The sequence below is a fragment of the Streptomyces sp. NPDC018947 genome, assembly GCF_044390505.1.
Classification (GTDB): domain Bacteria; phylum Actinomycetota; class Actinomycetes; order Streptomycetales; family Streptomycetaceae; genus Streptomyces.
This window is the reverse complement of the sequence record NZ_JBIRZD010000001.1, coordinates 875,198-900,438: the sequence shown is the minus strand read 5'-3', so window position 1 is coordinate 900,438 and position 25,241 is coordinate 875,198. Positions and strand designations below refer to the sequence as shown.

Below are 25,241 nucleotides of genomic sequence, written 5' to 3'. Positions count from 1 at the left end.
TGCTCACCTGCGCGTGCCCTACGGCTCGTCCTCTTCGTCGTCTCGCAGGTGCTCCATGGCGAAAGGAACCTCCTCCGGGTGATCGGCTGTTCGCGCAAGCGCCCACGCGCTCCGCGCGTCCATTCCGGGGCCGTACCCTTTTGCCAGGCGTCGAGCACGCCAGGTTGTCAGCGGTGCCAGCACCCACCGAATCAAGGAAAACCGAACTCGTCGATTGTCTGGGCTCAGTTCAGGCTCGAAGCTCACCTGTGCCCCCAGCAGTGCTGGAGTCCAAGGAGGAGCCAGGAGATTGTTTGAGCGGGCAATTCGGTTCGAGGCATTCCGCGTGATTGCAGGTCTGGAGATTGGCCAAGGCGAGGCGGGCTTCGACCAGAGCGCGATCGTCTAGGCCAGGGCTTCCGTAAAGGAAGCGTGACATGGCATCAACTGGAGTGTGCGCATTTCGAACGTCGGTGAGAATTCCGAATGTGGTGCCACTTTCCAATCGCCCCTCATGGGCGGCTTTGGCCCAACCGAGTAAGACTTGATAGGCTCGGTCACGAACGTCTGCTTGCTCCAGCGTCTGCATCCAACCGCTGATTAAGAAATCACGGATCACTGGCGATACTTGAGCAGCTGCCATAAGCCGATCCAGCACGTTGTATGAAGGATCGGTAAGGGCTAGAAATGCTCGAGGGCCTGCGGCATGGTTCGGATACTTTTCGAACCATGACTCAATCGTCTCGACGATCCTCTTAAGGCTCTCGCTGCTTTTTCCTGCGTAGCTTTCGAGAGCGATAGCTGCGATGTGAGTGGCCTCATCTTCCACCGCCAGGATGTGACGCAACCGAACGAGCGCCATGTGAGGCCATCGCATGCCGTAGCGGCCGGCACATACCTGAGCCACTACCTTCCGATGCGGCAGTTGGGACTTCCTAGCCCAATCCAGTAGCTGTTTATGGGCGTCACGGGCAAGCTCGCCTGTTTCAGCGGCTTGCGTCATGAGTCTGGCGATTATGTCTATGCGTCCGGTGTCCGGGGATGCGCTGGTCCAAGCATCTAGGACGGCGAAGAAGGGAGGATCCACAGCTGTCTTGGACAGATCCAATAGCCGGGAGCCAACCTGTTCGGCCCACGCCCTGGCCACGCCGTCAGAGGCAGTGATACGAGTGAGCCACTTTATGGTCTCTGCTCGTTCGTCGGCCCAGTGATGCCAGTCCATGCGGATGGCCGAGGGAGCGAGGCCTGGCCTACTATCGAAGGCGGCTGTATCACTGGCGGTCACGTCGACTCCGACGTCTCGCAGACGGCGACGAGGGCTGCGACCTTCGCGATATCGCCGCGCGATCGGCTCGTCACGACTACCGAACGCGGTGGCCGCCTTGATGCAGAGTTCTAAGGGGGAACCTTCGAGGTAAGCGGCAGCAAGCAGCATTACCCGATCCTCGCCACGGGTTCCTGTGTCCGTGAGCTTCTTCTCGAGGAATCCTGTCCATAGAAGGACCTCTTCCCGAATGCGACGGAGTTCATAGAGCCCTTGCTCGTCTTTGTTGTCCCTCAGCTCTACGGCTCGGAGTACGCGTTCGGGCGCGATGTTGCGGAGGCGCTCAGCGATCGCAACGGCGTCAGACGGGCTCACGCTACGGGTGATGAGGTCGGCCAGCACGCCCACGGTGGGATCGGAAGGGGCCGCCTGGCGGAGCAGCCCGCGTGACGCGGTGCGCTGAGGGTCGGGGCGTAGCCACTGTGCTTGCGCATGGCTTCCCAGGCAAACAAGATGGTTCCGAGCGACTTGTCCTGCGTCAGGCCGCACCGCCACAGTTTCGAAGCGGTTGTCGCCCTTCCATTCGCGTTGGTTGGCGATGATGACCAGACACGCACCCTGGTCGTGGAGCTCCTCTGCCCATGCTGTGAGTGCTCGAGCTGTGGGCTCAGAGACGACACGGGATGTCGCATCGATCAGGTAACCGTGCCCAGCAGCCGGTTCTGGCAGTACTTCTCGTTCCGGGACTTCGTCTTCATCCCAGTCCACCGCGAGATCGAACAGCAGGGCTGCTCCCGATGGACTGGCAAGGTGAGTATGCAGAGCACGAACTGCCGAGATACGGCGTCCTGTGCCGCGCTCCCCAACGATGATGGCGAGACCGTGTGCGGCAAGTAGGTTTGCCGCTTGCTGCGGGGTGGGGGTGTGAGCCCAACGCGGCTCCAAGGCTGCTTCCCTGTCACCGCGCGGGATAGCGGGGTGCGGCAACTTGGCCCGATGGGTGATGTTGATGGTGCCGGTGTTGTCGCGGCCAACTTGGACAGTCGCACCGGTGTTGTTGACGGAGAACTGTTCGGGAAGTGGTGGACCCTCGGGACGCGGGGGCGTGACGGGCCCCTCTGGGGCGGTCACCTTCTCTCCGTGTTCAGGCTGCCGGAGTTGTCCCTGCCGATCTGGATGACGGACCCAGTGTTATTAGACGCCGACTGGTTCACCCCTGGTTGTGGGGTGTCCTGCCGACGGCTCGCTAGCTCAGCCAGGGTCTCGGCTGCCTCCGGAAAGTCTTCCACCAGGGTTAGTAGTCGGCGACTCCACCTGTCGTGGAGAACCGTTGGGTCAATTGCTGCCGCCTGGGCCTGGTCAGCGTCGAGCCTGGCCAGTTGACGCTCTTCCTCCTCCGGACCTGCGTGACGGAAGAGCCGGGCGGCCAGGGACCTCATCGATGCCCATGTGTCCCTGGCCATCTCTCCAACCAGCGCCGCTGCGGCTGCCGTCGCAGCGGCGACCAACTGTGCGTGTTCCATCACAAACTCCCCCGCGGAACATTCGATGTGTGATCAAACAGCGACGCTGTGCAAGCACAAAGAGTCGCAGAAGCGCCGTAGGAGAAGGGCCAGAGTCTGGGGGAATGACCGAAAGTAGATGCATGGCTGCATCTGATCGTTGACGAGGCTATCCAGCTGGTTTAACCGCTTGGCTAAAACCGGCTAGAAGCCCCAGCGGTCAGATCGTCGATGGTCGGTGGAGCGGCTTTGGGCTGGAGCTGCTTTGGCGTGAGTGATCATGGCCCCGTAAGCTTCCGGCGCGTCGGGCAGTCTGTGGACCTGCCCGTTGAAGCACGACGTTGGGGCCATGATCTTCGAGGCTCGCGCCAAAGTGGCTGCCTAAAGCCGTGGAACCGACCGCCCCAGCCACGACGTACCCCCTCTCTGGCATCAGGCTGCTGATTGTTCTGAGCGCGGCACGGGTGCCGGCCGGGCTGGAGCGGGGCGGAGACAGGAGCGCAGGTCCGGCCGGGGGCCGGGCCGCGCGCGGTGAGCGGAGCGAGCCGCCTTGATGAAGTAGAGAAAGTCTTATCCCGCTGTGATGAGGTGCTTCCCGTCATGGCTCCGTACGTGGGGGCCGCTGCCGTCCAAGGCGTCCAAGAGCCTGATCGCGTAGACCTCTGCCATGCGCTCGCTGACCTGGTCGGGCGTGAGCCACTCGACGGCTGTCGACTCGCTGGACGTGCGCTCGGTGCCGCCGGATGGCTTGCAGCGGAAGACCAGGGCCACGATGCCGCGTGTCGTGTTCTTGTAGACGCCGGTCAGCTCGTCGACCTCGACGTGGATGCCCGTCTCCTCCAGGACCTCGCGGGCGACGCCGGCCTCCGGGGTCTCGTCGAGTTCGAGTACTCCACCGGGCAGCTCCCAAGTGCCGTTATCCGCGCGGCGAATCGCCAGGAGTCGGCCGTCTTCGCGGACCACCACCCCGGCTACGGATACCGAGTGCAGCGGCGCGGACGTTGCTCCTTGTGATTCACTCATATACAGGAGCATAGGAGGCAGGGAAGGACTATGGGAACCGCAGCAGGAGGTGAGCGGTCCGTACCTCGGTATGTGCAGATCGCCGAGGAGATCGTGCAGCAGATCCGGGCTGGTGTCCTCAAGCCCGGTGAGATGGTGCCAAGTGAATCGGAGCTGGTCGACCGTTACGGCGTGTCCGGCGGGACCATCCGCAAGGCCATGGTGGAGGTGCGGGCCAGCGGGCTCGTCGAGACCCGGCACGGCAAGGGCTCGATTGTGAAGGACCGGCCGCCGGTACGGCACCGCTCCTCCGACCGCTTCCACCGCTCGCACCGGCGCGGCGGCAAGGCCGCCTACCTGGCCGAGTCGGCACAGTCCGGCGCCACCGCCAAGGTCAGCGTCCTCTACATCGGCCCTATGGAGGCTCCCGAGGATGCGGCCCGACGGCTCGGTGTAGACGCCGGTGCCCAGGTGCTCGCCCGGCGCCGCCTCTACTTCCGAAACGGCACTCCGGTCGAGACCGCCTCCTCCTACCTCCCGTGGGACGTGGTGAAGGAGATCCCCGAGCTGTTCGCCGAGAACCCCGGCGGCGGTGGCATCTACGCCCGACTCGAGGACCACGGGCACGAGTTCGTGGAGTTCGTCGAGACCTTGCAGGCGCGGCCGGCCTCCAAGGCGGAGGCGTCGGAGCTCGCCCTCAGTCCTGGTGCGCCCGTGGTCCATCTGATCCGCGAGGCCCGTACGACCGAGGGTCGCGTGGTCGAGGTCTGCGACACGCTCATGGCTGCTGACCAGTTCGTTTTCGAGTACCGCATCCCGGCCGCCGACTGACACTGCCTCAACTCCACGCAGCCCGCCGCGACTTCTGAGCCGCGGCGGGTTGACTCATGTATAGGAGTGATGCACTCTTCTTCATGTCACTCATATACATGAGTGATGGAGTCCCGCCTCTGTAGAGGAGTGCTTTGCCATGCGTCAGATCCCCGTCGACACCACCGCCGCCACCGTGATGGTCGCCAAGACCCCGCAGCCCAAGGTCAAGGACCGCCGCACCGGCGAGATCGCCACGGACATCGACACCGGCGCCAAGCTCATGACCGTCGACGTGATGTTCGCCGCCAACGACGAGGTCGAGATCCTGTCCATCACCGTTCCGGAGACCGGCATCTCCGGTGAGCTGGCCATGGGCACCCCGGTCGCCCTCACTGGCCTGATCGCCCGGCCGTGGGAGAACGAGTTCAACGGCCAGAAGCGGCACGGCATCGCCTTCCGCGCGGTCGCCGTGACCTCCCTCGCCGACATGGCCGCGCAGACGAAGGCGGCCTGACCATGACCGCCTTCACGGTCACGCTCGTGCTGGTCGTCGCCGCCGCGGGTCTCCTGCGGTGGCGGCGCCCCGCCTGGTACTGGCTGACCTTCGGGATCACCCTCGCCGCGCTGCGCGTCCTGGTCCGGTACACCTCGGTCATGGACGCCTGCGGGCTCACGGTCCCGGCTCCGCGCTGGCGTCTCGCCTTCGCCCGGATGACCAACCGGCCGGTCCCGGAGTCCCGTCCACCGCGCATCCTCCGCGTCCGACCCACCCGCACCGGCCTGGTCTTACGGCTCAAGCTGCGGCCCGGACAGGACGCCTTCGACATCGCCGCCGCTTCCGACCGGCTCCGCCACTCCTTCTCGATGTACGGCGTCACCTCCCGTGAGCTGCGCTCAGGCGTGATCGAGGTGCGGATGACCGGCTACGACGTACTCAAGCGGGTGCAGATGCCGGCCAAGACCGACACCCGTCCGATGCGGGTTCCGGTCGCCCTGCGCGAGGACGGCTCGATCCACTACCGCGACTACCGGGCGATACCCCACGCGCTCACCCTCGGAGCCACCGAGTCCGGCAAGTCCGTTTACCAGCGCAACCTCGTCGCCGGGCTCGCCCCGATGGACGTCGCCCTGGTCGGCATCGACTGCAAGCAAGGCGTCGAACAACTTCCGCTCGCCCGCCGGTTCTCCGCCCTCGCCGACAACCCCGACACCGCCGCCGAACTCCTCGACGCACTCGTGGCCCGCATGGAGGACGTCTACCAACTCATCCGCGCCGAACAGCGCATCACCGCCGACGTCCCAGACGCCGAGATCGCCGCCGACATCTGGGACCTGCCCGACCACCTCCGCCCGACCCCCATCGTCGTCCTGGTCGATGAAGTCGCCGAACTCGCCCTCTTCGCCACCAAGGAAGAGGAGAAGCGGCGCGACCGGATCATCACCGCTCTGGTCCGCCTCGCCCAGCTCGGCCGCGCCGCCGGCATCTACCTCGAAATCTGCGGCCAGCGCTTCGGCTCCGAACTCGGCAAGGGCATCACCATGCTCCGCGCCCAGCTCACCGGCCGCACTGCCCACCGCGTCAACGACGAGACCAGCGCGAACATGGCCTTCGGCGACATCTCTCCGGACGCCGTCCTGGCCGCCATCCAGATCCCCGCGGAGATGCGCGGCGTCGCCGTCGCCGGTGACTCGACCGGTGGTTGGCACCGCATCCGCGCCCCGCACACCTCGCTTCGCCAGGCCGCCAACATCTGCAACCGGTATGCCGACCGCGCCCCGGAACTGCCCGAGCTGGCCCCGTTCCGCCCCGCGCTGACCGGCACCGCCGCAGCCCCGGCGCCGCTGTCCAAGACAGCACCCGTCACGGCCTGACCCTCCGCACCTCCCCGGTCGGCGCGGCCGTCCTCGCGCCACGTCCCTACCCCGCCATGCCTGATGAAGGGAGAACGACCGCCATGTGCCCCGACTGCGAGGACTTCGCCCGCACCGTGCTTTTGCTCGGCCAACTCGCCCTCTACGCCGACACGAACGGCGCGGACCTCGACTTCGTCGAAGCCGTCAGCCCCTCGCTGGCCGCCTCGCTCCCCGAGCCGCCCGACACCGCCGCCGGGGACTTCTGATGGCCGGCCGCCTCGGTCTGCGCATCGACGCCGTCCTGGTCCAGGCCGTCATCGCCGGAGCTCTGTCCTTCGCCCACCTGCACGACCTGGCCGCCGCTGCGGGACAGGACGGATGGAAAGCCTGGGCCTACCCGGTCAGCGTCGACCTGCTCCTGGTCGCCGCCTGGCGACGGCTCCGCAGCGAGGGACCCTCCCGGCTCGCCTGGTCCTGGTTCCTCATCGCCCTGTTCGCCTCGCTCGGCGCCAACGTCGCCACCGCCGGTTTCCTCGACTTGGCCGACCCGCCCGCCCTGCTCCGCCTCGGCATCGCCGGATGGCCCGCCCTGGCCTTCCTCGGCGGCACGCTGCTCGCCCACTCCGCCAAGCACCAAACGCAGCCGGAACCGCCGGCCTCCGAGCCCGAGCCCGACACCATCCCCGCACGGGACACGACTCCCGAGCCCGAACCGGAGACCCCGGCCCCTCAAGCCGACGAGCCCCCGGCCCTTCCGGCTCCCACCCCAGCCCCCGCGGTTCCCCCCGTCCTCGTCGACCACGCCCGCAAGGTCGCCGACGAGTACCGCGTCCGCACCGGCTCCCCGATCGACACCGACACCCTCCGCGCCCGCCTCGGCGTCCCGCCCCACCTGGCCGACGCCATCGCCGCCCACCTCGCCTGACCAGGAAGGAGAACCAGCCATGCCCGCCCGCGACAACTTCCACTCCGTGATGCGCATCGGCCCGGTACAGATCGGCACCCAACGCGACCGCAACGGCCGGACCAAGCACGCCGCCGTGTGCAGCTCCGACGGCTGCGGCTGGTCCGCCGACTACACCAGCCAGACCGCCGCCCAGCTCGCCGCCCGCACCCACCGCTGCCGCGTCCGCTAGGAGGCAACCGCCATGCAGGTCCCGCTCTGGCTCGCGCTCCTCGTCGTCGGCTACCTCGGCGTCAAGCTCATCCGCCCGCCCGCCTGGCTCATCGCCGTGCTGCTCCTTGGCGGCTTCCTCCTCGCCGACAGCGTCCTGGCCCCCGCCGTCAACAGCCTGATCAAGTAACCGCCCGAAGGAGATCACCGATGTTCCGCCCGAAGATCCCCACCATGCCGACGCCGACCGGCCTGGCCACCCCGCCCGCCGTCGTCGAGCCGACCACCATCACCCCGACCACCGCGCCCCCGCCGGCCACCCCGCCGACCCCGGCGTCGTCCCGGCCCACGGTCCAGCTCACCCCCGGCACCGCGCTCGCCCTCGTCGGCGGCGGCACCGCCGTGGTCCTAGTCGTCGGCGCCGTCCTCGTCTCGATGCTCCTGGCCGTCGCGGTCACCGGCGTCTCGGTCGCCATCTGCGCCCTGGTGATCCGCTCGCTCGTCCACGCGGACGCCAAGCGACGCTGACCGGCCCCCGGGCGGCCTCGATACCGCCAAGCATCCGCCGCCCGGGCGCCGTCCCTGTCCGATCTCGCAACCGGAAGGAACATCCAGCATGGCCCACCGCGCCTCATCCGCGACACCGAGTGCGCCCACGCCAGACATCCTGCTCGACCCGATCGCCCTCGGGGACGTGCTCCGAGTGGCCTCGGCTTCCGACTACGCACGCTGGGAAGACCAGATCCGTCGCACCGGCGGCTGCTCCGATCCGATCCACCTCGCCGGCTGGATCCTCCACAAGGACAAGACCAGCGGTGAGACCCTGCACCACTACTCCACCGCGAACGAGCCGGGCGGCCGTCTCCGCCTCGCCTGCGGAAACCGCCGCGCGTCCCGCTGCCTGTCCTGCGCCTGGACCTACGCGGGCGACACCTACCACCTCATCCGCGCGGGCCTGGCCGGGGACGACCGCCGCGACGTCCCCGCCACCGTCCGAGATCACCCGCGGGTCTTCGCCACCCTCACCGCGCCCTCGTTCGGCCCGGTCCATAACCGCCCCGACCACGGCACCTGCCGCTGCGGCACCCCGCACGCGCCCGACGCCCCGGAGCTGGGCACTGCCCTTGCCCCCGAGACCTACGACTACGCGGGCGCCGTGTTGTTCAACAACCACGCCGGACAGCTCTGGCAGCGCTTCACCACGCGACTCCGCCGCGAACTCGCCGCCCGCGCCGGTCTGACCCGCCGGGAACTCGCCGATCACCTTCGCGTCTCGTACGGCAAGGTCGCCGAATTCCAGAAGCGCGGGGCCCTGCACTTCCATGCCGTCGTACGTCTCGACGGTCCGGAAGGGCCCGGGACGCCACCGCCCGCCTGGGCCACGGTCGACGTCCTCACGGACGCGCTGCGCGCCGCCGCCGCGCACTCGTACACGTCGGTCTCCGTTCCGGCTGCCGGTGATCAGCCGACTCGGACCTTCCGCTGGGGTCGGCAACTCGATGTCCGCCCGGTCCAGGCCTTCGGTGACGGCTCCGACATCACCGAGCAAGCTGTGGCCTCGTACGTGGCCAAGTACGCCACCAAGGCCGCCGAGAACACCGGCACCCTGGACCGCCGCATCGGCGAACTCTCCGAACTCGACCGCCACGGCGTCCCCGACCACACCCGCCGCCTCATCACCGCGTGCCGCGACCTGGACCGCCTCTACCCGGAACGGCGTCTCTGGGCCTGGGCGCACATGCTGGGCTTCCGCGGGCACTTCTCGTCCAAGTCGCGCACCTACTCCACCACCCTCGGCGCCCTCCGCCAGGAACGCGCCGACTACCGCGCCGCCCAGGAAGCCTCCGTCCTCGGCCTCGACGACCGTGAGCCGGACACCGTCCTGGTCCTGGCCGACTGGCAGTACGCCGGCCACGGCCACACGCCGGGTGAAGCCGCCCTCGCCGCGACCATCGCCCGCGACCTCCGGACCAATCGCGAGACCGCTCGCGAAGCCCTCCTGGACGAAGGGAGCACGGAATGACCACGGCCGTCCGGTCACGCAGCATGCTCACCCTCGCTGAGGTCTGTGAGGAACTGGCCATCTCGCGCTCGACCTTTTACGACTGGCGGGCCAAGCATCGGGCGCCGCGCTGCATCAAGCTCCCGAACGGCGACCTCCGGATTCGGCGGAGCGACCTCGAAGACTGGCTCTCCGACCGCGAGGACGCCGCCTGATGGAGACGACGTACGACGTCAAGGTCTACAAGATCCTCATGTACAAGGGCGCCCGGAAGAGCACGTACACGGTGCGCTGGGTGGTCGCGGGGAAACGCTGGCGTGAGCCCTTCGACACGGTCGCCCTCGCCGAAGGTTTCCGCTCCGAACTCATCCGGGCCACCGGTAAGGGGGAGGCGTTCGTCGTCACCACCGGTCTTCCGGTGTCCCACCGCTCCAAGTCGGCTGCCATGAGCTGGTACAAGTTCGCCGTCGAGTACGTGGACGCCCGCTGGTCCCAGCTCGGTGGCAACAGCCGCAAGAACATCGCCAAGACCCTGACCGCGACGACCATCGCGCTGCTGCGTGCCAAGCCCACGCAGTTCGCGCCTGCGGCCGTGCGTACCGCCCTGCGTGAGTGGGCGTTCAACACGAACCGACGACCTGAGGCGCCGCGGGACGTGGTGGCCATTCTCAGGTGGGTCGAGCGGAACTCCCTGCCCGTCTCGGTCTGGGAGGACCTGGAGAAGGTCGACCAGGTCCTGCGGGCCATCGACACCCGCCTTGACGGCAGGCAGGCTGCGGCCTGGTCCCGGAAGCGCAACCGGCGGATCCTCAACGTCGTCATGAAGCACGCGGTCCGGCGGCGCGTCCTGCGGGTCAATCCCCTTCCCAAGGGCAAGGAGTCGACGGCCGTCACGAAGACCTCGAACGCCGTGGACAAGCGGTCCTTGCTGAACCCCGAGCAGGCGGCGGCGATCCTCGACTGGATACGGCGCCGGCCGCGCGGTGGCAGGCGGCTCCACGCCTTCTTCGCCACGCTGTACTACTGCGGTCCGCGCCCCGAGGAAGCCGTGGCGATGCGGGTGGAGGATGTCACGCTGCCCGAGCCCGACGCCGAGGACCAGTGGTGCGAGCTGCTGATCCACACGGCGACTCCGGAGGTCGGGAAGCAGTGGACCGACACGGGTGAGATCCACGAGCAGCGGGACCTGAAGGGCCGTGCGGAGGGTGAGACGCGCACTGTGCCGGGGCATCCGGCCCTGACGCGCATCCTGCGGCGGCACATCGAGGACGAGCGGCTGCGGCCGGGCGATCTGTTGTTCCAGGGGGAGTCGGGCGGCATCCTCGCCGGCTCGGTCATCCGTCGGGCCTGGCGCGGCGCGCGTAAGGCCGTGCTGCCTTCCCACGTCTTCGAGTCGCCGACCGGGCGGCGCGTGTACGACAACCGGCACACGCGCCTGACCAAGTGGCTCAACGACGGGATCCCGCCCGCCCAGGTGGCGGAGTGGGCCGGGAACAGCGTGGCTGTGCTCCTCGCCACGTACGCCCGGTGCGTCGACGGGCAGCTGCCGGATCTGAAGCGGCGGCTCGAAGCAGCGGGGGACCTGCCGGAGGCACCCGGCGCCGGCTGATCCTCCGGCCGAGAACTTCGACACGTATTCGACACGGCCACCCGGGAGAACCCGGTGACAGCCGGACAGTCCCGGAGCCCGCCCTTGATCGTCAGAAGGGTGCCCGGGGCTTCGTCGTGGCGGCTGATACCCGGCCTGACCAGCGAAAAGCCCTCCCCGACGGGAGGGCAGAGATGTGCGCCCCCGGCAGGACTCGAACCTGCGGCCAAGCGCTTAGAAGGCGCCTGCTCTATCCACTGAGCTACGGGGGCCTGGTGTGGTGGCCTCGGTCATGGTGCCCGGGTGGGCCGGTCCGTGACCTTGCCGGGGACAAGGATAGGGCTCCCGGCTCCTCGTCCCTGTTGCCTCGCCTCCGTGGCTCGATGTGGAGGTTCGGTGAAGCGGTCCTGATAATCGCAGGCAGGTACGAATCGTGCATCGCTTTTGGCGTCTCGCGCATCGGGTGTTGTGCACTCGTTATGCCTGGACTGCCCTCGTGTCCCTCTAGCCCCTTACGTCCGTAGTGTCCGGTCGGCGCGCAGGCATGCGCATATGCTTCAGAATTCCCCTAAAATTGGGCATTCTTCCCATGTGGTGACCTTGGACGTACGGCCTCAGCTTCTCGACGCACTCTCCGCCCTGCGCGACCGTGTCGCGGCCGCACGCTTCCCGCTGCCCCTCGCGGGTGCTCCACGCGCGCGTGCCAACCGCGACGAGCTGCTCGCCCAGCTCGACGACTATCTGGTGCCCCGGCTGAGAGACCCCGAAGCGCCCTTGCTGGCCCTGATCGGGGGGTCCACCGGCGCCGGGAAGTCCACGCTGGTGAACTCGCTCGTCGGCCGGCGGGTCAGCGAGGCCGGGGTGCTGCGGCCCACGACCCGGACGCCGGTGCTGGTGTGCCATCCGGAGGACCACCACTGGTTCAGCGGCATGCGCGTGCTGCCCGACCTCACGCGCGTATGGGTGCCCCACCGGGAGCGCGAGGACGATCTGCTGCTGCCGGGGGAGGACCCCGCGCGCGTGCTGCGCATCGAGACCGCCGACACCCTGCCGCCCGGCCTAGCGCTCCTCGACGCACCCGACATCGACTCCCTCGTCGCCGACAACCGCGTCCTGGCCGCCGAACTGATCTGCGCCGCCGACATCTGGGTGATGGTCACCACCGCGGCCCGCTACGCCGACGCCGTCCCCTGGCAACTGCTGCGCACCGCCAAGGAGTACGACGCCACCCTGGTGACCGTGCTGGACCGGGTGCCCCACCAGGTGGTGGCCGAGGTGTCGCGGCAGTACGCGGCCCTGCTCACCAAGGCGGGCCTCGGCGAAGTGCCCCGCTTCACCGTGCCCGAGCTGCCCGAGTCGGCCTGGGGCGGCGGGCTGCTGCCGGCCAGCGCCGTGGCGCCGCTGCGGTCCTGGCTCGTCCACCGCGCCCAGGACCTCGCGGCCCGGCACGACGCCATGGCCCGTACGGCGCACGGGGTCCTGGACTCCCTCAAGGCCCGGATGCCCGAGCTGGCCAGTGCCACCGCCGCCCAGTACGCCGCCGCGCTGCGGCTCACCGCCGCCGTCGACGAGGCGTACGACGCCGAGCACGCGCGCGTGCGGGGGCGGTTGCAGGCGGGGGCCGTGCTCGCCGGGGACGCCCTGAAGCGGTGGCGGGCCTTCCCCCTCGACTGCTCACCCGGCGAGCTCCTCGACTCCCTGGTGGAGAGCCTGAGCGCCCTGCTGCTGTGCGCCGTCACCGCCGCCGACGATCAGGTCGACGAGGCCTGGCGGCGCGAACCCGCCGCCGGCGCTCCGGAACTCGCCGCGCGCGAGCCCGCCTCCGACAGCGCCGAGCACCGCATCGGGGTGGCCGTACGGCGGTGGCGGCGGGAGCTGGAGGAGTACGCCGAGGAGGAGGTCGGCCGGCTCGACCGGAACCTGGCGCCGGACCCCGAGATGATCACCGCCCTCGTCGCGACCGTGCTGCTGGGCGGCAAGCGGACGCGCAGCGCCGGGGAGGGGCTCGCCGAACGCATCGGTGCCCATGGCGCGCTGCGGCTGCGCGACCGGGGCGGGCGGCTGCTCACCGAGCACGTGGACCGTTTCCTGCACACGGAGCGGGCGCGCCGGCTGGCGCCGCTCGACGCGCTGGAGGTCCATGCCGAGCCGCAGGCCGAACTCATCGCCGCGCTGTCCGTACTGCAGAAGGAGAGGTGACCGGTGACCGCCGTCACTGACCAGGACCCCACCGAGCACACCGACCACACGGAGGAGGCGGGAGCCCCGAGCGTCCGGGAGAGCCGCGGCGCGGGCGCCCCCGGGACGGGCGCCGGGGAGGAACGCGGCACCGATCACCGGGGTCGGGGGAGACGGCTTCGGAAGGGGGAGCAGGGCGACGGTGCCGAGCGGTCACGCGCGGAGGCGGGTGACGGCGGGCCCGCGGACGCCGGCGGGAGCGGGCGTGCACGCGGGGGTGGGGGCGAGCGTGCCCGGGGTGGTGACGACGAGCGCCCGTCGGGGGCGGAGGGCGAGCGCGCGGGGAGCGGTCCCGGCGAGCGTGCGGGGCGTGGCGAGGGCGCGCCTGCGGGGCAGCGGGCTAGCGAGCGCCAGCGTGATCGTGACTCACGCGCGCGCGGGACGGACGCCGGTGCTTCCCGGCCCGGGGAACGCGAGCAGCGCGACGGCCGTACGGAGGGTGCCTCGGGCGGAGCCTCGGACGGCGGCGCGACCCGCGACGGGGGCGATGTCTGGGGCGACGGGCTCATCGCGCGGCGGGTGGACCAGAGCGGAGGCGCGGAGGGGTTCACCGCGGCGCCGCGCCGCCCGGCGGGTTCCTCGGCGCTGATGCCGCTCGCCTACGACGGGCAGCTCCGGTCGCGGCTCGACGCGCTGCGCGAGCTGGTGGGGCTCTCCCGTGCCCGGCTCGACAGCGGCACCCTGGCCGAGGCGGGCCGGGTCCTCGACGAGGCCGCCGCACGGCGCAGGCTCTCCGGGCAGCACACCGTCGTCGCCATCGCCGGCGCGACCGGCAGCGGCAAGTCCCAGCTCTTCAACACCCTCGCCGGGGTGACGATCTCCGAGACGGGGGTGCGCCGGCCCACCACCGCCGCGCCCATCGCGTGCAGTTGGAGCGACGGCGCGGCCAGCCTGCTGGACCGGCTTGGCATCCCCGGCCGGCTGCGCCGCCGCCCGTTGCAGCACCCGGACGCCGAGTCGCCGTTGCGCGGGCTGGTCCTGATCGACCTGCCCGACCACGACTCGGCGGCCGTGCAGCACCGCGAGCAGGTCGACCGGATCCTGGCCCTGGTCGACGCCGTCATCTGGGTCGTCGACCCGGAGAAGTACGCCGACGCCATGCTCCACGAGCGCTACCTGCGGCCGATGGCCGGCCACGCGGAGGTCACCTTCGTCGTCCTCAACCAGGTCGACCGGCTTCCCGGCGAGGCCGCCGAGCAGGTCCTCGACGATCTGCGGCGCCTGCTCGACGAGGACGGCATCGCGCTGGGCGAGTACGGCGAACCCGGCGCGACCGTGCTCGCCCTGTCCGCGCTCACCGGGGACGGCGTGGGCGAACTGCGCGAGTCGCTGAGCCAGTTCGTCACCGAGCGGCAGGCCCCGGCGCGCCGCATCGCGGCCGACGTGGACGCCGCCGCCGGGCGCCTGCGGTCCCTGTACGTCACCGGGCAGCGCACCGGGCTCAGCGAGGAGGCGCGGGAGGAGTTCGCGGACCGGCTGGCCGACGCGGTGGGCGCCACGGCGGCGGGCGAGGCGGCCGAACGGGCCTGGCTGCGCAACGCCAACCGCGCGTGCGGCACGCCCTGGCTGCGGCTGTGGCGCTGGTACAACGACCGGCGGGAACCGGCCACGGGACGGCTTCCCGCGCGTGCCCAGGCGGACGAGGAGATCACGGCCCGGCAGCGCGTCGAGCAGGCGGTGCGCACGGTGTCCGACCGGGCGGCGGCCGGGCTGCCGGCGCCCTGGGCGCAGGCGATGCGGGAGGCGGCCGCCCGCGGCGCCCAGGAACTGCCCGAGGCGCTGGACGAGCTGGCGGTGAAGCAGGGGCTTGAGCCGGGACGTCCGCCGCGGCCCGGGTGGTGGCCGGTGGCCGTGCTGGCCCAGGCGTCCATGACCCTCGTGCAGGTGGTGGGCGGGCTGTGGCTGCTCGGCCAGATCGTCGGCTTCATGCCGCCGAACCTGGGCCTGCCGGTGCTGCTGATGGTGTCCGGCATCGTCGGCGGCCCCCTCATCGAGTGGAGCTGCCGCATCGCGGCACGCGGACCGGCGCGGCGCTACGGCCACGAGGCCGAACGCCGATTGCGGGAGGCGGCCGCCGGATGCGGCCGGGCACGGGTACTGGACCCGCTGGCCGCGGAGCTGCTGCGGTACCGGGAGGTGCGGGAGCAGTACGGGCGTGTCGCGGGGACGGGAGTGGGGCAGGCGGCCGCGCTGAGGTAGCCGCCCGGTCCCCGGGGGCCTTGTCGTGGAGCGGGTCTCACCCGTGCGGGTGGCGGGGTTTTCCACAAGCGGGGGGCGGGTCCACAGCGTTCGGCGGGCCCGGTCCGACGGAGGCAGTCTGGCCTCACGGCGATCGCGGACGAAGCGGTCGCCGGCAGGCAGACGCAGCAGCCGTACGGGCCGGGCCCGTACGCGTGCAGGGAGGGACTCGCGATGAACGAGACGATGATCTGTGCCGTGGGCAACGTGGCGACGCAGCCGGTGTTCCGGGACCTGGCGAGCGGGCCGTCGGCGAGGTTCCGGCTGGCGGTCACCGCGCGCTACTGGGACCGCGAGAAGAACACGTGGACGGACGGGCACACCAACTTCTTCACGGTGTGGGCCAACCGGCAGCTCGCCACCAACGCCGCGGCGTCGCTGGCGGTGGGCGAACCGGTCGTCGTCCACGGCAGGTTGAAGGTGCGTACGGACGTGCGCGAGGGACAGAGCCGGACCTCGGCGGACATCGACGCGGTGGCGATCGGACACGATCTCTCGCGGGGGACGGCGGCGTTCCGGCGCACCAACAGGGCCGAGCCGGCCGCCTCTCCGCCGCGACCGGAGCCCAACTGGGAGACCCCGCCCGCGGACAGGGCATCCGCGGACACCGACCAGCGGCCGGAGCCCGTCGCGGTGGCATAGGTGACCGAAGTGCGGCTTATCGACGCAAGCGCGCGGATCAACCCGGGTGGATTTGTCGATAAGCCCTGCTCACGGGGGTGTCGGCGATAACGATTCCGAGTCGGATCATGGCCCGGAGCGGCCTCGCCGGGGAGCGCGGTGTGCCAGGTCCTTAGGATGCCGAACATGTCCTGTGGGGCTGCTGCTTCTGCTGGTGGGACCGTACCCCCCAACGCCAACGGGTCCTGCTCGAAGGGGAATTCGGTGTTTTCTTCGCTCTCTGTCCTGTCCCGGCCCGGCCGGGGAGCGGCGGCGCGCCTCGCCGCCACGGTGCTCGTGACCGCCCTCGCCGCAGGCGGTGTGGCGGCCGGTGCCGCCCCCGCCGCCGCGCAGGGGACCTCGGGCGCGGAGGGCGGCGCGGCGGCCACGATAGGCGGCCTCAAGACCTACGGAACCGCCGTCATACACGCGGCCGGCGGCGACCAGCACGTGTCGGCCGGTCTGTTCGAGATGTCCGTCGAGGGCGGCGGCATGCTGCAGACCTACTGCGTCGACATCCAGAACCCCACGCAGCAGGACGCCAAGTACCACGAGACGTCATGGCGGGGCACCTCGCTCGGCACCAACAAGGACGCCGGCCGCGTCCGCTGGATCCTCCAGAACTCCTACCCGCAGGTCAACGACCTCGCGGAGCTGGCCAAGAAGGCGGGGGTGCGCGGCGGGCTCACCGAGCAGGACGCGGCGGCCGGAACCCAGGTGGCCATCTGGCGCTACTCGGACGCCGTGGACGTCGAGGCCGTCGATCCGCAGGCCGAACGGCTCGCGGACTACCTGGAGAAGGAGGCCCGGAACCTGTCCGAGCCCCCGGCCTCGCTCACCCTGGTCCCGCCCGCGGTCTCCGGCCGGCCGGGCGAGCGGCTCGGTCCGGTGACGGTGCGCACCAACGCCTCGAGCGCGACCATGACACCGTCGGCGGGCGCCGCCACGAGCGGGGTGCGGCTCGTCGACAAGGCGGGCAAGCCCGTCACCGCCGTGGCCGACGGCACGCAGATCTTCTTCGAGGTGCCCGAGGACGCCGAGGCCGACACGGCCGGGCTGACCGTGCAGGCCTCGACCACCGTGCCCGTCGGCCGCGCCTTCGCCTCCGAGAGCCGCAGCCAGACCCAGATCCTGGCCGGCTCCAGCGAGTCGACGGTCACGGCGACGGCCACGGCGACCTGGGCCGACCAGGGGCCGATACCCGCGCTGTCGGCGGCGAAGAACTGCGTCGAGGGCGGACTGGACATCACCGCGTCCAACCAGGGCGACGAGCCGTTCACCTTCGAGCTGCTCGACTCCGAGTACATCATCGCGGCGGGCGAGACCCGGACGGTCACGATCCCGCTGCCGGAGGACCGTCCCTACGACTTCACCGTCCGCGCCCCCGGAGGCTTCGAGCAGCGCTTCACGGGAATCCTCGACTGCCGCGTCCAGAGCAGCCCCGCCGACGACGCCACCCGCACCCTCGGCGAGCCGGCCCCCGCCACGGTCGTCGACCCCAGCCCCGACCCCAACCTCGCGCAGACCGGCAGCTCCGACGCGACGCCCCTGATCGGAGGCACGGCGATAGGCCTCGTCGTGATCGGCGGCGCGGTGCTGCTCCTCCTGCGCCGCAGGAGGGAACGCGGCCAGGGCTGACCGGCTCGGGGCCGGTGAGCCCCGGCCGCCCGCCCCTCGCCGGCCCACCCCGCCGCCGACGCGCTCGGCGCTCGCCGCGGGACTTCGGACGGGAGTGTGATGAGCCCGCGTACGAAAGGGTGGCTGGTCGGCGGTTGGTTCGTGCTGGTTGCCGCTTGCTGGTCGTTCACGGAGTCGATCGACGACGGGATCGAGCCGACGTCGGGGCCGAGGCCGGAACCGTCGTCGTCGAGCCCTTCCTCGCAATGCCCGGCGCCGACGCCGTCGGCCGGTCCGGAGCGCAACGGGACCGGCGACAGCCGCGCGGAGCCCGATTTCGCCGCCACAGCGATCATCTGCGCGTCGTCGGGCTGACGTCATGCCTCCGGCGGGAGGCACCGGCCACCGTCGCCATCCACGGAACCCCAGGTCAGAGCTCCCGCCGGGCACGCGTTTCCTCACAGGGGTGGCGGTGCGGCAAGATGGGGTGTATCTGCCCACTGCCTGATTTAGCTGCCGGACGGTTTCTCTTGGCTGAGTACATCTACACCATGCGCAAGGCGCGCAAGGCGCACGGCGACAAGGTCATCCTTGACGACGTCTCGCTGAACTTCCTTCCCGGCGCGAAGATCGGTGTGGTCGGTCCGAACGGTGCCGGTAAGTCGACGGTCCTGAAGATCATGGCGGGCCTCGAGCAGCCGTCGAACGGTGACGCGTTCCTGTCCCCCGGCTACACGGTCGGCATCCTGCTGCAGGAGCCCCCGCTCAACGAGGAGAAGACCGTCCTGGAGAACGTCCAGGAGGGCGTCGCCGAGGTCAAGGGCAAGCTCGACCGGTTCAACGAGATCGCCGAGCAGATGGCGACCGACTACTCGGACGCGCTGCTGGAGGAGATGGGCAAGCTCCAGGAGGAGCTGGACCACGCCAACGCCTGGGATCTCGACGCCCAGCTCGAGCAGGCCATGGACGCGCTGGGCTGCCCGCCCGGCGACTGGCCGGTCGTGAACCTCTCCGGTGGTGAGAAGCGCCGCGTCGCGCTCTGCAAGCTGCTGCTGGAGGCCCCCGACCTGCTGCTCCTCGACGAGCCCACCAACCACCTCGACGCCGAGTCGGTGAACTGGCTGGAGCAGCACCTCGCCAAGTACGAGGGCACCGTCGTGGCCGTCACCCACGACCGGTACTTCCTGGACAACGTCGCCGGCTGGATCTGCGAGGTCGACCGCGGCCGCCTGCACGGCTACGAGGGCAACTACTCCAAGTACCTGGAGACCAAGGCCACCCGCCTCAAGGTCGAGGGCCAGAAGGACGCCAAGCGGCAGAAGCGCCTCAAGGACGAGCTCGAATGGGTGCGGTCCAACGCCAAGGGGCGCCAGGCCAAGTCCAAGGCGCGTCTGGCGCGGTACGAGGAGATGGCCGCCGAGGCGGACAAGATGCGGAAGCTGGACTTCGAGGAGATCCAGATCCCGCCGGGCCCGCGGCTGGGCAACGTCGTCGTCGAGGTCGACAACCTCAGCAAGGCCTTCGGCGACAAGGTCCTCATCGACGACCTCAGCTTCACGCTGCCGCGCAACGGCATCGTCGGTGTCATCGGCCCGAACGGCGCCGGCAAGACCACCCTGTTCAAGATGATCCAGGGCATCGAGGAGCCGGACTCCGGTTCCATCAAGGTCGGCGAGACCGTCAAGATCTCCTACGTCGACCAGAGCCGCGAGAACATCGACCCGAAGAAGACGCTGTGGGCCGTCGTCTCCGACGAGCTGGACTACATCAACGTCGGCCAGGTCGAGATGCCGTCGCGGGCCTACGTCTCCGCGTTCGGCTTCAAGGGTCCGGACCAGCAGAAGCCCGCCGGTGTCCTGTCCGGCGGTGAGCGCAACCGGCTGAACCTCGCGCTCACCCTCAAGCAGGGCGGCAACCTGCTGCTTCTCGACGAGCCGACCAACGACCTCGACGTCGAGACCCTCAGCAGCCTGGAGAACGCGCTGCTGGAGTTCCCGGGCTGCGCCGTGGTCGTCTCTCACGACCGGTGGTTCCTCGACCGCGTCGCCACGCACATCCTCGCCTACGAGGGCGACTCCAAGTGGTTCTGGTTCGAGGGCAACTTCGAGTCGTACGAGAAGAACAAGATCGAGCGACTCGGTCCGGACGCCGCGCGTCCGCACCGTGCCACCTACAAGAAGCTGACCCGGGGCTGATCGACCTTGCGGCACATCTACCGCTGCCCGCTGCGCTGGGCGGACATGGACGCGTACGGCCACGTCAACAACGTGGTCTTCCTCCGCTACCTGGAGGAGGCCCGTATCGATTTCCTGTTCCGCCCGGACAAGGACTTCAAGCAGGGGTCGGTGGTGGCGCGCCACGAGATCGACTACAAGCGGCAGCTCGTCCACCGGCACCGCCCGGTCGACATCGAGCTGTGGATCACCGAGATCCGGGCCGCGTCCTTCACCATCTCCTACGAGGTGAAGGACGGGGACGAGATCTACGTCCGCGCCTCCACGGTGATCGTGCCCTTCGACTTCGAGGCGCAGCGGCCCCGCCGGATCACCGAGGAGGAGCGCGAGTTCCTCGAGGAGTACACGGACGACGCGGGTGAGAAGGCGCGGGACGGCGAGGAGGAGGCCGTCGCCGCATGACGGTCCTCCATCTCGCCGACGAGGGGGAGGCCGCCGACCTCGCGGCCTTCCTCTCCCGCCTGCTCCACTACGACCGCGGCGCCGCCGTACGCCTCCAGGCGCACGGTACGGCGCTCGCCGTCTTCGGGCGGCCGCCCTCCTTCGAGGTGCTCGCCGTACGGGCGGTACGGCTGGCCAAGCCGTACGAGGACGGGCTCGACGCCACGCTGGACGTGACCGTGTCCGCCGGTGAGCTCCTGGAGTCGGTGGACGAGGCGGGTGCCACCGCGGCCGTGCCCGCCGCGGTCACCGGGCCGCCGTGGGCCGGTGTCCTGCCCCCGCGCGGCGGCTGGCGGCCCGAGCCGGGGCTGCCCGCCCCGGACGCCCTGCGCGCCCTCGTCTCCGCGGCCGTCGCCGAGTTCCGGTCCCGGACCGGCGAGCTGGATCCCGACCAGCGCACCCGGTCCGAGCTGGACCGGATCGGGCGGGAGATCTGGTCCCGGACGGTCGGCGACACCGGCCTGCCGGTACGTGTCGTCCACGCCGCCCAGTCGCTGGGCTTCCTGCGCCCCGGCGGGAACGCCGAGGACGGGCCCGCGCTGGTCTCCTCGGGCGCCTGGCTGCGGCTGCGCACCCCGTACGGGTCCGTCGCCCTGCGCCGGGTGGGCACCGGGGCACTGGGTCTCAGCGTGCGCTGAGCCGGCGCGGTTCAGACGGGTTCGCTGTCGTCCGGGCGTACGGCGATGTGGTCGGGCTCCAGTTCCAGGGCGACCCGGTCGCGCATGTCGAGGGCCCGCGTGTACTCGGCGGGGAGCTGGAGGCGCCCGGCGCGGTCGAGCATCGCGTACTCGCGGGCGACCACCCTCTCGTCGCCGGTCGCGGCGTCCACCTCGCTGCGGCGCAGCACCTCGGTGGAGGTGCGGCCGTCGCGGATGGCGACCGTGCGGCGGACCTCGCCCGCCACGGCCTGGTCGTGGGTGACGACGACGATGGTGGTCCCCAGCCGTTCGTTCGCGGTGCGGAAGGCGGCGAAGATCTGTTCCGCCGTGTGCGAGTCGAGCTCACCGGTGGGTTCGTCGGCGAGCAGCACGGCGGGGTCGCCCACCAGGGCCACGGCGATGGCCACGCGCTGCTGCTGGCCGCCCGACATCTCGTGCGGACGGCGGTCGCGGCAGTCGGCGACCTCCAGCAACTCCAGCAGCTCCAGGGCGCGTTCGGCGCGGGCCCGGCGGGCGGCACGGCCCCGGCCGGGGGCGCCCGCGAGGTGCAGGGGCAGGGCGACGTTCTGGGCCGCGGTCAGGTAGGGCAGGAGATTGCGGGCCGTCTGCTGCCAGACGAAGCCGACCACCTCGCGGCGGTAGGCGAGACGGTCCTTCGCGGTCATCGTGAGCAGGTCCCGCCCGGCGACCCGGGCGGCACCGGCGGTGGGGGTGTCCTGCCCGGCGAGGATGTTCATCAGCGTCGACTTGCCGCTGCCCGAGGCGCCGACCAGCGCCATCAGCTCGCCCTCCCGGACCAGCAGGTCGAGACCCTGAAGGGCCTGCACCTCCACGCCGTCCGCGCTGAAGACCCGCACGAGGCGGTCGCAGGTGATCAGGGCGTCGTGGCCGTAGGCGGGACGGTCACGGGACGCGGTGGCGCGGTCGGCCAGGTCGGCGAGGGTGGGGTTCGTCGTCATCGGGGTCTCCTCGGCAGGTGCCCCGGGTGTCCGCGGGCCGGGCGACGCGGGGGGTGGGCGTGCGTGCCGCAGCACCGGGGGCGCGCTGCGTTGCGGGGCTCGCGGGGTTCGAGGCTCTCGGGCGGTTGCGGGGGCCGGCAGGGCACGTCGTGCTCGTGGGCTTCGCGGGACTCCCGGGGCCCGCAGTGCTCGTGGCGCTCATGGGCCTCGCAGGGTTCGCGCTTGCACCCGTGGCGCTCACGGGACTCGTGCGGCTCGCGGGGCTCGTACGGCCCGCCGGGCGCGCGGCGCTCGTGGGCCCGGCCGACGGGCCTGCCGGGCCCGCGGAGTTCCCGGTGCCTCATCCCGAGTCACCCGCCCTCAGCTCCCTGACCGACCCGCGCCGGCCCGACCACCATGCCTGCGCCACCGCGACCCCCACCGCGACCACCAGCACCGAGGCCGTCGGCACCGCCAGCGACCACGGGTCGGTGCGCAGCCCGGCCGCGCTGCCCGGGGACGCCGACGACGACAGGGCGATCGTCGTCACGTCGATGCCGGGGGCGAGCAGGCGGACGGCCGCCCAGCCGGTCAGCGCGCCGCCCGCCGCCGCGAGGGCGGCCTGCGGAAGCGCCTCCAGCACCAGCAGGCGCCGCCCCTGGGACCGGGTGAGGCCCATGGTGCGCAGGCGGGCCAGCAGTGCGGCGCGTTCGGGGGCGGCGCGCAGCAGGGACAGCAGCAGGGCCAGTACGGCGTACCCGGCGCCCGCCGCGACGGCCGCGGTGTAGACGCGTTCGGCACCGGTCTGCAGCGGCGAGTCCACGTACCGGGCCCGTTCCTCGCCCCGCAGGTGCACGGACCCCGCCTCACCGGTCGCCCGGCGCAGCGCGCCCGCGTCGATGCGGTCGCCGGTCAGCAGCAGCGCGGTCGGCCGGGCGGCCTCGGGGGACAGCCCGGCCCGGTCCACGACCAGGAACTCCTCGCCGGAGACCGCCGGGGTGAGGTCGCGCACCACGGCGACCTTCAGGATCACGGCGGTGCCGTCCTCCATGCGGACCCGGAACGGCTCGGTGCGGAACCGCTCGGCGGCCGCCGGCGACGCCAGCGCCCGCAGGGGCTCCTCCTCGCCGTCCGGCTGCCTCAACGCGCCCGCGTCGAAGGCCCCGAGGCCCGTTTGCGCGGCCAGTTCCGCGTAGGCGGCGGGGTCGACGCCGGCCACGGGCAGCGTCTGACGGCCGTTGCTGGTCCTGGCCTGGTAGGCGATGCTCACCTCGGCCAGCGCCTCCACGCCCGGGGCGCGGCGCACCTTCTCGGACAGGCCCCGCGGCAGTGGTCCTTCGCCCTCCACGCGGGCGTCGGCGCCGGTGGTGAGCACGGCCGCCCGGTCCCGGGTGTCGGCGACGCCCGCCAGTACCGAGCCGCCGAAGGCCGCCGTGGTGAGCGCGGTCAGCAGGGCGAGCAGGGGCAGCACCGCGGAGGCGGACGTACGGCCCGCCCGGGCCAGCGCCAGGTGTCCCACCGCGCCGCGCAGCCGCGAGGCCGGACGGGCCAGCGCGCGCAACGGCAGCGGATGGAGGCGGACCAGGATCAGCGCGGCGATCACCCCGACCAGCACCGGCGCGAGGGACACCAGGTCGTCTGCGGTGCCCGTCGCACCCCGTCGGCGCAGCGTCTCCACCGCGCCGGCCGCCAGGACCACGGCGGTGAGCTCGGCGACCGTGCGGCGCCGGGACGGCCGTGCGGAGGCCACGTCCCGTCGGCCGCCGTGGACGTGGACGGCGCGGTGCGCCACGGCGGCCCGCAGGGGCAGCGCGGCACAGCCGACGGCGGTGACCGCGGCGCCGGCCAGGACGGCGGGCAGGGGCCGGGCACCGGGCAGGGCGAGCAGCGCGGCCGCGAGACCGAGGGCGCCCGCGGGGACCGCCACCACGGCGGTCTCGGCCAGCAGCCGTCCCGCGAGGCCCCGCAGGGACGCGCCCCGGGCGCGCAGCAGGGCGAGTTCCGCGCGGCGCCGCTCCGCGGCGAGACCGCCCGCCATCAGCAGGACCACGCCGGCGACCGTGCCGGTGCCGACCGCGGCGACCGTGACCAGCGGGCCGATGCCCGACCGCAGCCGGTCGAAGGAGGCGAACACCTCGTCCAGGTCGGTGCTCACGTCCGTGGCCGGGCCCACGGCCGACCGCACCTCGCGCAGCCCCGGCCCGGACTCCAGGGCGGCGACGGCCGAGGCCAGCCGGTCCAGGTCGTGGGCGTGCGGCGCGCCGGTGTCCGACGCGAACTGCCAGTAACGCACGGGGTGTCCGGCGGTGCCCAGCAGCACGGGCCCGGCGTCGGGGGCGAGCAACAGGGCGCCGAGCCAGTACTTGTCGACGTCCCCGCCGGGCGGCCCCGGCACCTTCATCAGCGACGGGGTGCGCAGCACCGGCTGGGTGGCCCAGTAGGCGCCGTCGGGGTCGCGCGGGGCGAGGATGCCGGTGACGTGGACGGCGAGCGGGCCGCGTCCCACGCGCGGCACGTGCAGGACCGAGCCCGTCTCGATGCGCAGGGTGTCGGCGGTCTCCGCGGTGACGACCGCCTCCACCCGGCCGGTGGACGCGGTGACCGGGGTGTCCGACGTGCGCGGCAGCCGGCCGGTGCGCAGCCGGGAGTGGTCGCCGAGATCGTGCTGGGCGGCGAGGTACACCCGCGGGGCCATCCCGGTGGGCCGGGGCAGCCAGGGGTCCGGGACCTCGATGCTCTCGGTGGTGCGCACCCCGTACGCCGACTGCGCCCGGTCGACGGGGAGGCGGCCGCCCACGATGCCGAGCGCCTTGTCGTGGAGCTCGCGCAGCGGGCCCGGCCGCATCTCTTGCTGCCACTGCCCCGGGTCGACGCCGAAGTCGGGCTGCCCGATGGTCAGCAGCACGCCGGTCCGGGCGGGAGCGGCCTGCCGCAGGTCGTGCCGCAGGCTCGAGTCCTCGTAGCGGTCCAGCGCCCTCGGGAAGGCGGCGGCCAGACACGCGGTCAGCGCCACGAGCAGCGCCAGCGCGCACGCGGCACCGGGGGCGGTCCGCAGCCGGGTGCGCACCCACGGGGCGGGGACGGTGTTCACCTGCGCG

23 protein-coding genes and 1 tRNA gene are annotated in these 25,241 nt (G+C 71.4%); 19 read left to right on the top strand and 5 right to left on the bottom strand.

Annotated elements, in window-relative coordinates; translation table 11 throughout:
• Nucleotides 1-229 precede the first annotated feature (229 nt).
• Entirely contained in the window at nucleotides 230-2,374 is a 2,145-nt protein-coding gene (locus ACH499_RS04015) for a hypothetical protein (protein ID WP_399013667.1), read from the bottom strand.
• Between the two features lie 941 nt (nucleotides 2,375-3,315).
• Nucleotides 3,316-3,780: an NUDIX hydrolase gene (locus ACH499_RS04010; protein ID WP_399013664.1), complete on the bottom strand. Its 465-nt coding sequence runs from the start codon at nucleotides 3,778-3,780 to the stop codon at nucleotides 3,316-3,318.
• Nucleotides 3,781-3,798: 18 nt separating this feature from the next.
• On the opposite strand from ACH499_RS04010, the gene ACH499_RS04005 reads away from it, so the two are divergent.
• From ACH499_RS04005 to ACH499_RS03955, 11 genes are all read left to right on the top strand, one after another.
• A complete protein-coding gene (locus ACH499_RS04005; RefSeq protein ID WP_399013662.1) occupies nucleotides 3,799-4,578 on the top strand; it encodes a GntR family transcriptional regulator in 780 nt (259 codons plus the stop codon).
• A 139-nt stretch (nucleotides 4,579-4,717) separates the two neighbouring features.
• A complete protein-coding gene (locus tag ACH499_RS04000) occupies nucleotides 4,718-5,074 on the top strand; it encodes a hypothetical protein (protein WP_030971328.1) in 357 nt (118 codons plus the stop codon).
• A 2-nt stretch (nucleotides 5,075-5,076) separates the two neighbouring features.
• Nucleotides 5,077-6,432, top strand: coding sequence for an FtsK/SpoIIIE domain-containing protein (locus ACH499_RS03995; protein ID WP_399013660.1), 1,356 nt, complete (start codon nucleotides 5,077-5,079; stop codon nucleotides 6,430-6,432).
• Nucleotides 6,433-6,515: 83 nt separating this feature from the next.
• Entirely contained in the window at nucleotides 6,516-6,680 is a 165-nt protein-coding gene (locus ACH499_RS03990; protein WP_356295495.1) for a hypothetical protein, read from the top strand.
• Nucleotides 6,680-7,339 carry a DUF2637 domain-containing protein gene (locus ACH499_RS03985; protein WP_399013658.1) on the top strand — a complete coding sequence of 220 codons (660 nt, stop codon included), beginning with the start codon at nucleotides 6,680-6,682 and terminating at the stop codon, nucleotides 7,337-7,339. The genes ACH499_RS03990 and ACH499_RS03985 overlap by 1 nt, the downstream gene beginning before the upstream one ends.
• 19 nt (nucleotides 7,340-7,358) lie before the next feature.
• Nucleotides 7,359-7,550: a mobile element transfer protein gene (locus ACH499_RS03980; RefSeq protein WP_399013656.1), complete on the top strand. Its 192-nt coding sequence runs from the start codon at nucleotides 7,359-7,361 to the stop codon at nucleotides 7,548-7,550.
• A 12-nt stretch (nucleotides 7,551-7,562) separates the two neighbouring features.
• Nucleotides 7,563-7,718, top strand: a complete 156-nt coding sequence (locus tag ACH499_RS03975; RefSeq protein ID WP_078912063.1) for a hypothetical protein — start codon at nucleotides 7,563-7,565, stop codon at nucleotides 7,716-7,718.
• Between the two features lie 20 nt (nucleotides 7,719-7,738).
• Nucleotides 7,739-8,056, top strand: a complete 318-nt coding sequence (locus ACH499_RS03970) for a SpdD-like protein (RefSeq protein ID WP_217142687.1) — start codon at nucleotides 7,739-7,741, stop codon at nucleotides 8,054-8,056.
• Nucleotides 8,057-8,144: 88 nt separating this feature from the next.
• Nucleotides 8,145-9,551: a replication initiator protein RepSA gene (gene repSA, locus ACH499_RS03965; protein WP_399013653.1), complete on the top strand. Its 1,407-nt coding sequence runs from the start codon at nucleotides 8,145-8,147 to the stop codon at nucleotides 9,549-9,551.
• Nucleotides 9,548-9,745, top strand: a complete 198-nt coding sequence (locus ACH499_RS03960) for a helix-turn-helix transcriptional regulator (protein ID WP_399013651.1) — start codon at nucleotides 9,548-9,550, stop codon at nucleotides 9,743-9,745. The genes repSA and ACH499_RS03960 overlap by 4 nt, the downstream gene beginning before the upstream one ends.
• On the top strand, nucleotides 9,745-11,139 hold the full coding sequence (locus tag ACH499_RS03955; protein WP_399013649.1) for a tyrosine-type recombinase/integrase: 1,395 nt from the start codon (nucleotides 9,745-9,747) through the stop codon (nucleotides 11,137-11,139). The genes ACH499_RS03960 and ACH499_RS03955 overlap by 1 nt, the downstream gene beginning before the upstream one ends.
• 178 nt (nucleotides 11,140-11,317) lie before the next feature.
• On the opposite strand, the gene ACH499_RS03950 is transcribed toward ACH499_RS03955, so the two are convergent.
• Nucleotides 11,318-11,390, bottom strand: a tRNA-Arg gene (locus ACH499_RS03950).
• Between the two features lie 319 nt (nucleotides 11,391-11,709).
• On the opposite strand from ACH499_RS03950, the gene ACH499_RS03945 reads away from it, so the two are divergent.
• The 8 genes from ACH499_RS03945 to ACH499_RS03910 all read left to right on the top strand — a co-directional run bounded on the left by ACH499_RS03945 (nucleotide 11,710) and on the right by ACH499_RS03910 (nucleotide 21,184).
• Nucleotides 11,710-13,317, top strand: a complete 1,608-nt coding sequence (locus ACH499_RS03945) for a dynamin family protein (RefSeq protein WP_399013647.1) — start codon at nucleotides 11,710-11,712, stop codon at nucleotides 13,315-13,317.
• A gap of 3 nt (nucleotides 13,318-13,320) precedes the next feature.
• Nucleotides 13,321-15,555: a GTPase gene (locus ACH499_RS03940; protein WP_399013644.1), complete on the top strand. Its 2,235-nt coding sequence runs from the start codon at nucleotides 13,321-13,323 to the stop codon at nucleotides 15,553-15,555.
• 213 nt (nucleotides 15,556-15,768) lie between these two features.
• Nucleotides 15,769-16,236, top strand: coding sequence for a single-stranded DNA-binding protein (locus ACH499_RS03935; protein ID WP_356196579.1), 468 nt, complete (start codon nucleotides 15,769-15,771; stop codon nucleotides 16,234-16,236).
• A 243-nt stretch (nucleotides 16,237-16,479) separates the two neighbouring features.
• Complete coding sequence (locus ACH499_RS03930; RefSeq protein WP_399013641.1) at nucleotides 16,480-17,892, top strand: Cys-Gln thioester bond-forming surface protein; 1,413 nt, start codon at nucleotides 16,480-16,482, stop codon at nucleotides 17,890-17,892.
• A gap of 99 nt (nucleotides 17,893-17,991) precedes the next feature.
• On the top strand, nucleotides 17,992-18,246 hold the full coding sequence (locus ACH499_RS03925) for a hypothetical protein (RefSeq protein ID WP_399013640.1): 255 nt from the start codon (nucleotides 17,992-17,994) through the stop codon (nucleotides 18,244-18,246).
• A 155-nt stretch (nucleotides 18,247-18,401) separates the two neighbouring features.
• Entirely contained in the window at nucleotides 18,402-20,066 is a 1,665-nt protein-coding gene (gene ettA / locus ACH499_RS03920) for an energy-dependent translational throttle protein EttA (RefSeq protein WP_356196583.1), read from the top strand.
• A gap of 6 nt (nucleotides 20,067-20,072) precedes the next feature.
• Nucleotides 20,073-20,507 carry a thioesterase family protein gene (locus tag ACH499_RS03915; RefSeq protein ID WP_356196584.1) on the top strand — a complete coding sequence of 145 codons (435 nt, stop codon included), beginning with the start codon at nucleotides 20,073-20,075 and terminating at the stop codon, nucleotides 20,505-20,507.
• Nucleotides 20,504-21,184 carry a hypothetical protein gene (locus ACH499_RS03910; RefSeq protein WP_399013637.1) on the top strand — a complete coding sequence of 227 codons (681 nt, stop codon included), beginning with the start codon at nucleotides 20,504-20,506 and terminating at the stop codon, nucleotides 21,182-21,184. Before ACH499_RS03915 ends, ACH499_RS03910 begins: the two co-directional genes overlap by 4 nt.
• 11 nt (nucleotides 21,185-21,195) lie before the next feature.
• Here the strand turns inward: ACH499_RS03910 and ACH499_RS03905 are convergent, their stop codons facing one another.
• Together ACH499_RS03905 and ACH499_RS03900 are read right to left on the bottom strand one after the other, a co-directional pair.
• Nucleotides 21,196-22,164, bottom strand: coding sequence for an ABC transporter ATP-binding protein (locus ACH499_RS03905; protein WP_399013635.1), 969 nt, complete (start codon nucleotides 22,162-22,164; stop codon nucleotides 21,196-21,198).
• A gap of 340 nt (nucleotides 22,165-22,504) precedes the next feature.
• Nucleotides 22,505-25,234 (bottom strand): FtsX-like permease family protein, encoded by a 2,730-nt coding sequence (locus ACH499_RS03900; protein ID WP_399013634.1) that lies wholly within the window; start codon nucleotides 25,232-25,234, stop codon nucleotides 22,505-22,507.
• Nucleotides 25,235-25,241: the final 7 nt, after the last annotated feature.

What these genes read in the sequence shown, in the direction of transcription:
- ACH499_RS03995 (WP_399013660.1), top strand. Translation starts at nt 5,077, where the DNA reads ATGACCGCCTTCACGGTCACGCTCGTGCTGGTCGTCGCCGCCGCGGGT.
- ACH499_RS03925 (WP_399013640.1), top strand. Translation starts at nt 17,992, where the DNA reads ATGAGCCCGCGTACGAAAGGGTGGCTGGTCGGCGGTTGGTTCGTGCTG.
- ACH499_RS03955 (WP_399013649.1), top strand. Translation starts at nt 9,745, where the DNA reads ATGGAGACGACGTACGACGTCAAGGTCTACAAGATCCTCATGTACAAG.
- ACH499_RS03910 (WP_399013637.1), top strand. Translation starts at nt 20,504, where the DNA reads ATGACGGTCCTCCATCTCGCCGACGAGGGGGAGGCCGCCGACCTCGCG.
- ACH499_RS03975 (WP_078912063.1), top strand. Translation starts at nt 7,563, where the DNA reads ATGCAGGTCCCGCTCTGGCTCGCGCTCCTCGTCGTCGGCTACCTCGGC.
- ACH499_RS03935 (WP_356196579.1), top strand. Translation starts at nt 15,769, where the DNA reads ATGAACGAGACGATGATCTGTGCCGTGGGCAACGTGGCGACGCAGCCG.
- ACH499_RS03985 (WP_399013658.1), top strand. Translation starts at nt 6,680, where the DNA reads ATGGCCGGCCGCCTCGGTCTGCGCATCGACGCCGTCCTGGTCCAGGCC.
- repSA (WP_399013653.1), top strand. Translation starts at nt 8,145, where the DNA reads ATGGCCCACCGCGCCTCATCCGCGACACCGAGTGCGCCCACGCCAGAC.
- ACH499_RS03990 (WP_356295495.1), top strand. Translation starts at nt 6,516, where the DNA reads ATGTGCCCCGACTGCGAGGACTTCGCCCGCACCGTGCTTTTGCTCGGC.
- ACH499_RS03970 (WP_217142687.1), top strand. Translation starts at nt 7,739, where the DNA reads ATGTTCCGCCCGAAGATCCCCACCATGCCGACGCCGACCGGCCTGGCC.
- ACH499_RS04005 (WP_399013662.1), top strand. Translation starts at nt 3,799, where the DNA reads ATGGGAACCGCAGCAGGAGGTGAGCGGTCCGTACCTCGGTATGTGCAG.
- ACH499_RS03905 (WP_399013635.1), bottom strand. Translation starts at nt 22,164, where the DNA reads ATGACGACGAACCCCACCCTCGCCGACCTGGCCGACCGCGCCACCGCG.
- ACH499_RS03980 (WP_399013656.1), top strand. Translation starts at nt 7,359, where the DNA reads ATGCCCGCCCGCGACAACTTCCACTCCGTGATGCGCATCGGCCCGGTA.
- ACH499_RS04010 (WP_399013664.1), bottom strand. Translation starts at nt 3,780, where the DNA reads ATGCTCCTGTATATGAGTGAATCACAAGGAGCAACGTCCGCGCCGCTG.
- ACH499_RS03960 (WP_399013651.1), top strand. Translation starts at nt 9,548, where the DNA reads ATGACCACGGCCGTCCGGTCACGCAGCATGCTCACCCTCGCTGAGGTC.
- ACH499_RS04000 (WP_030971328.1), top strand. Translation starts at nt 4,718, where the DNA reads ATGCGTCAGATCCCCGTCGACACCACCGCCGCCACCGTGATGGTCGCC.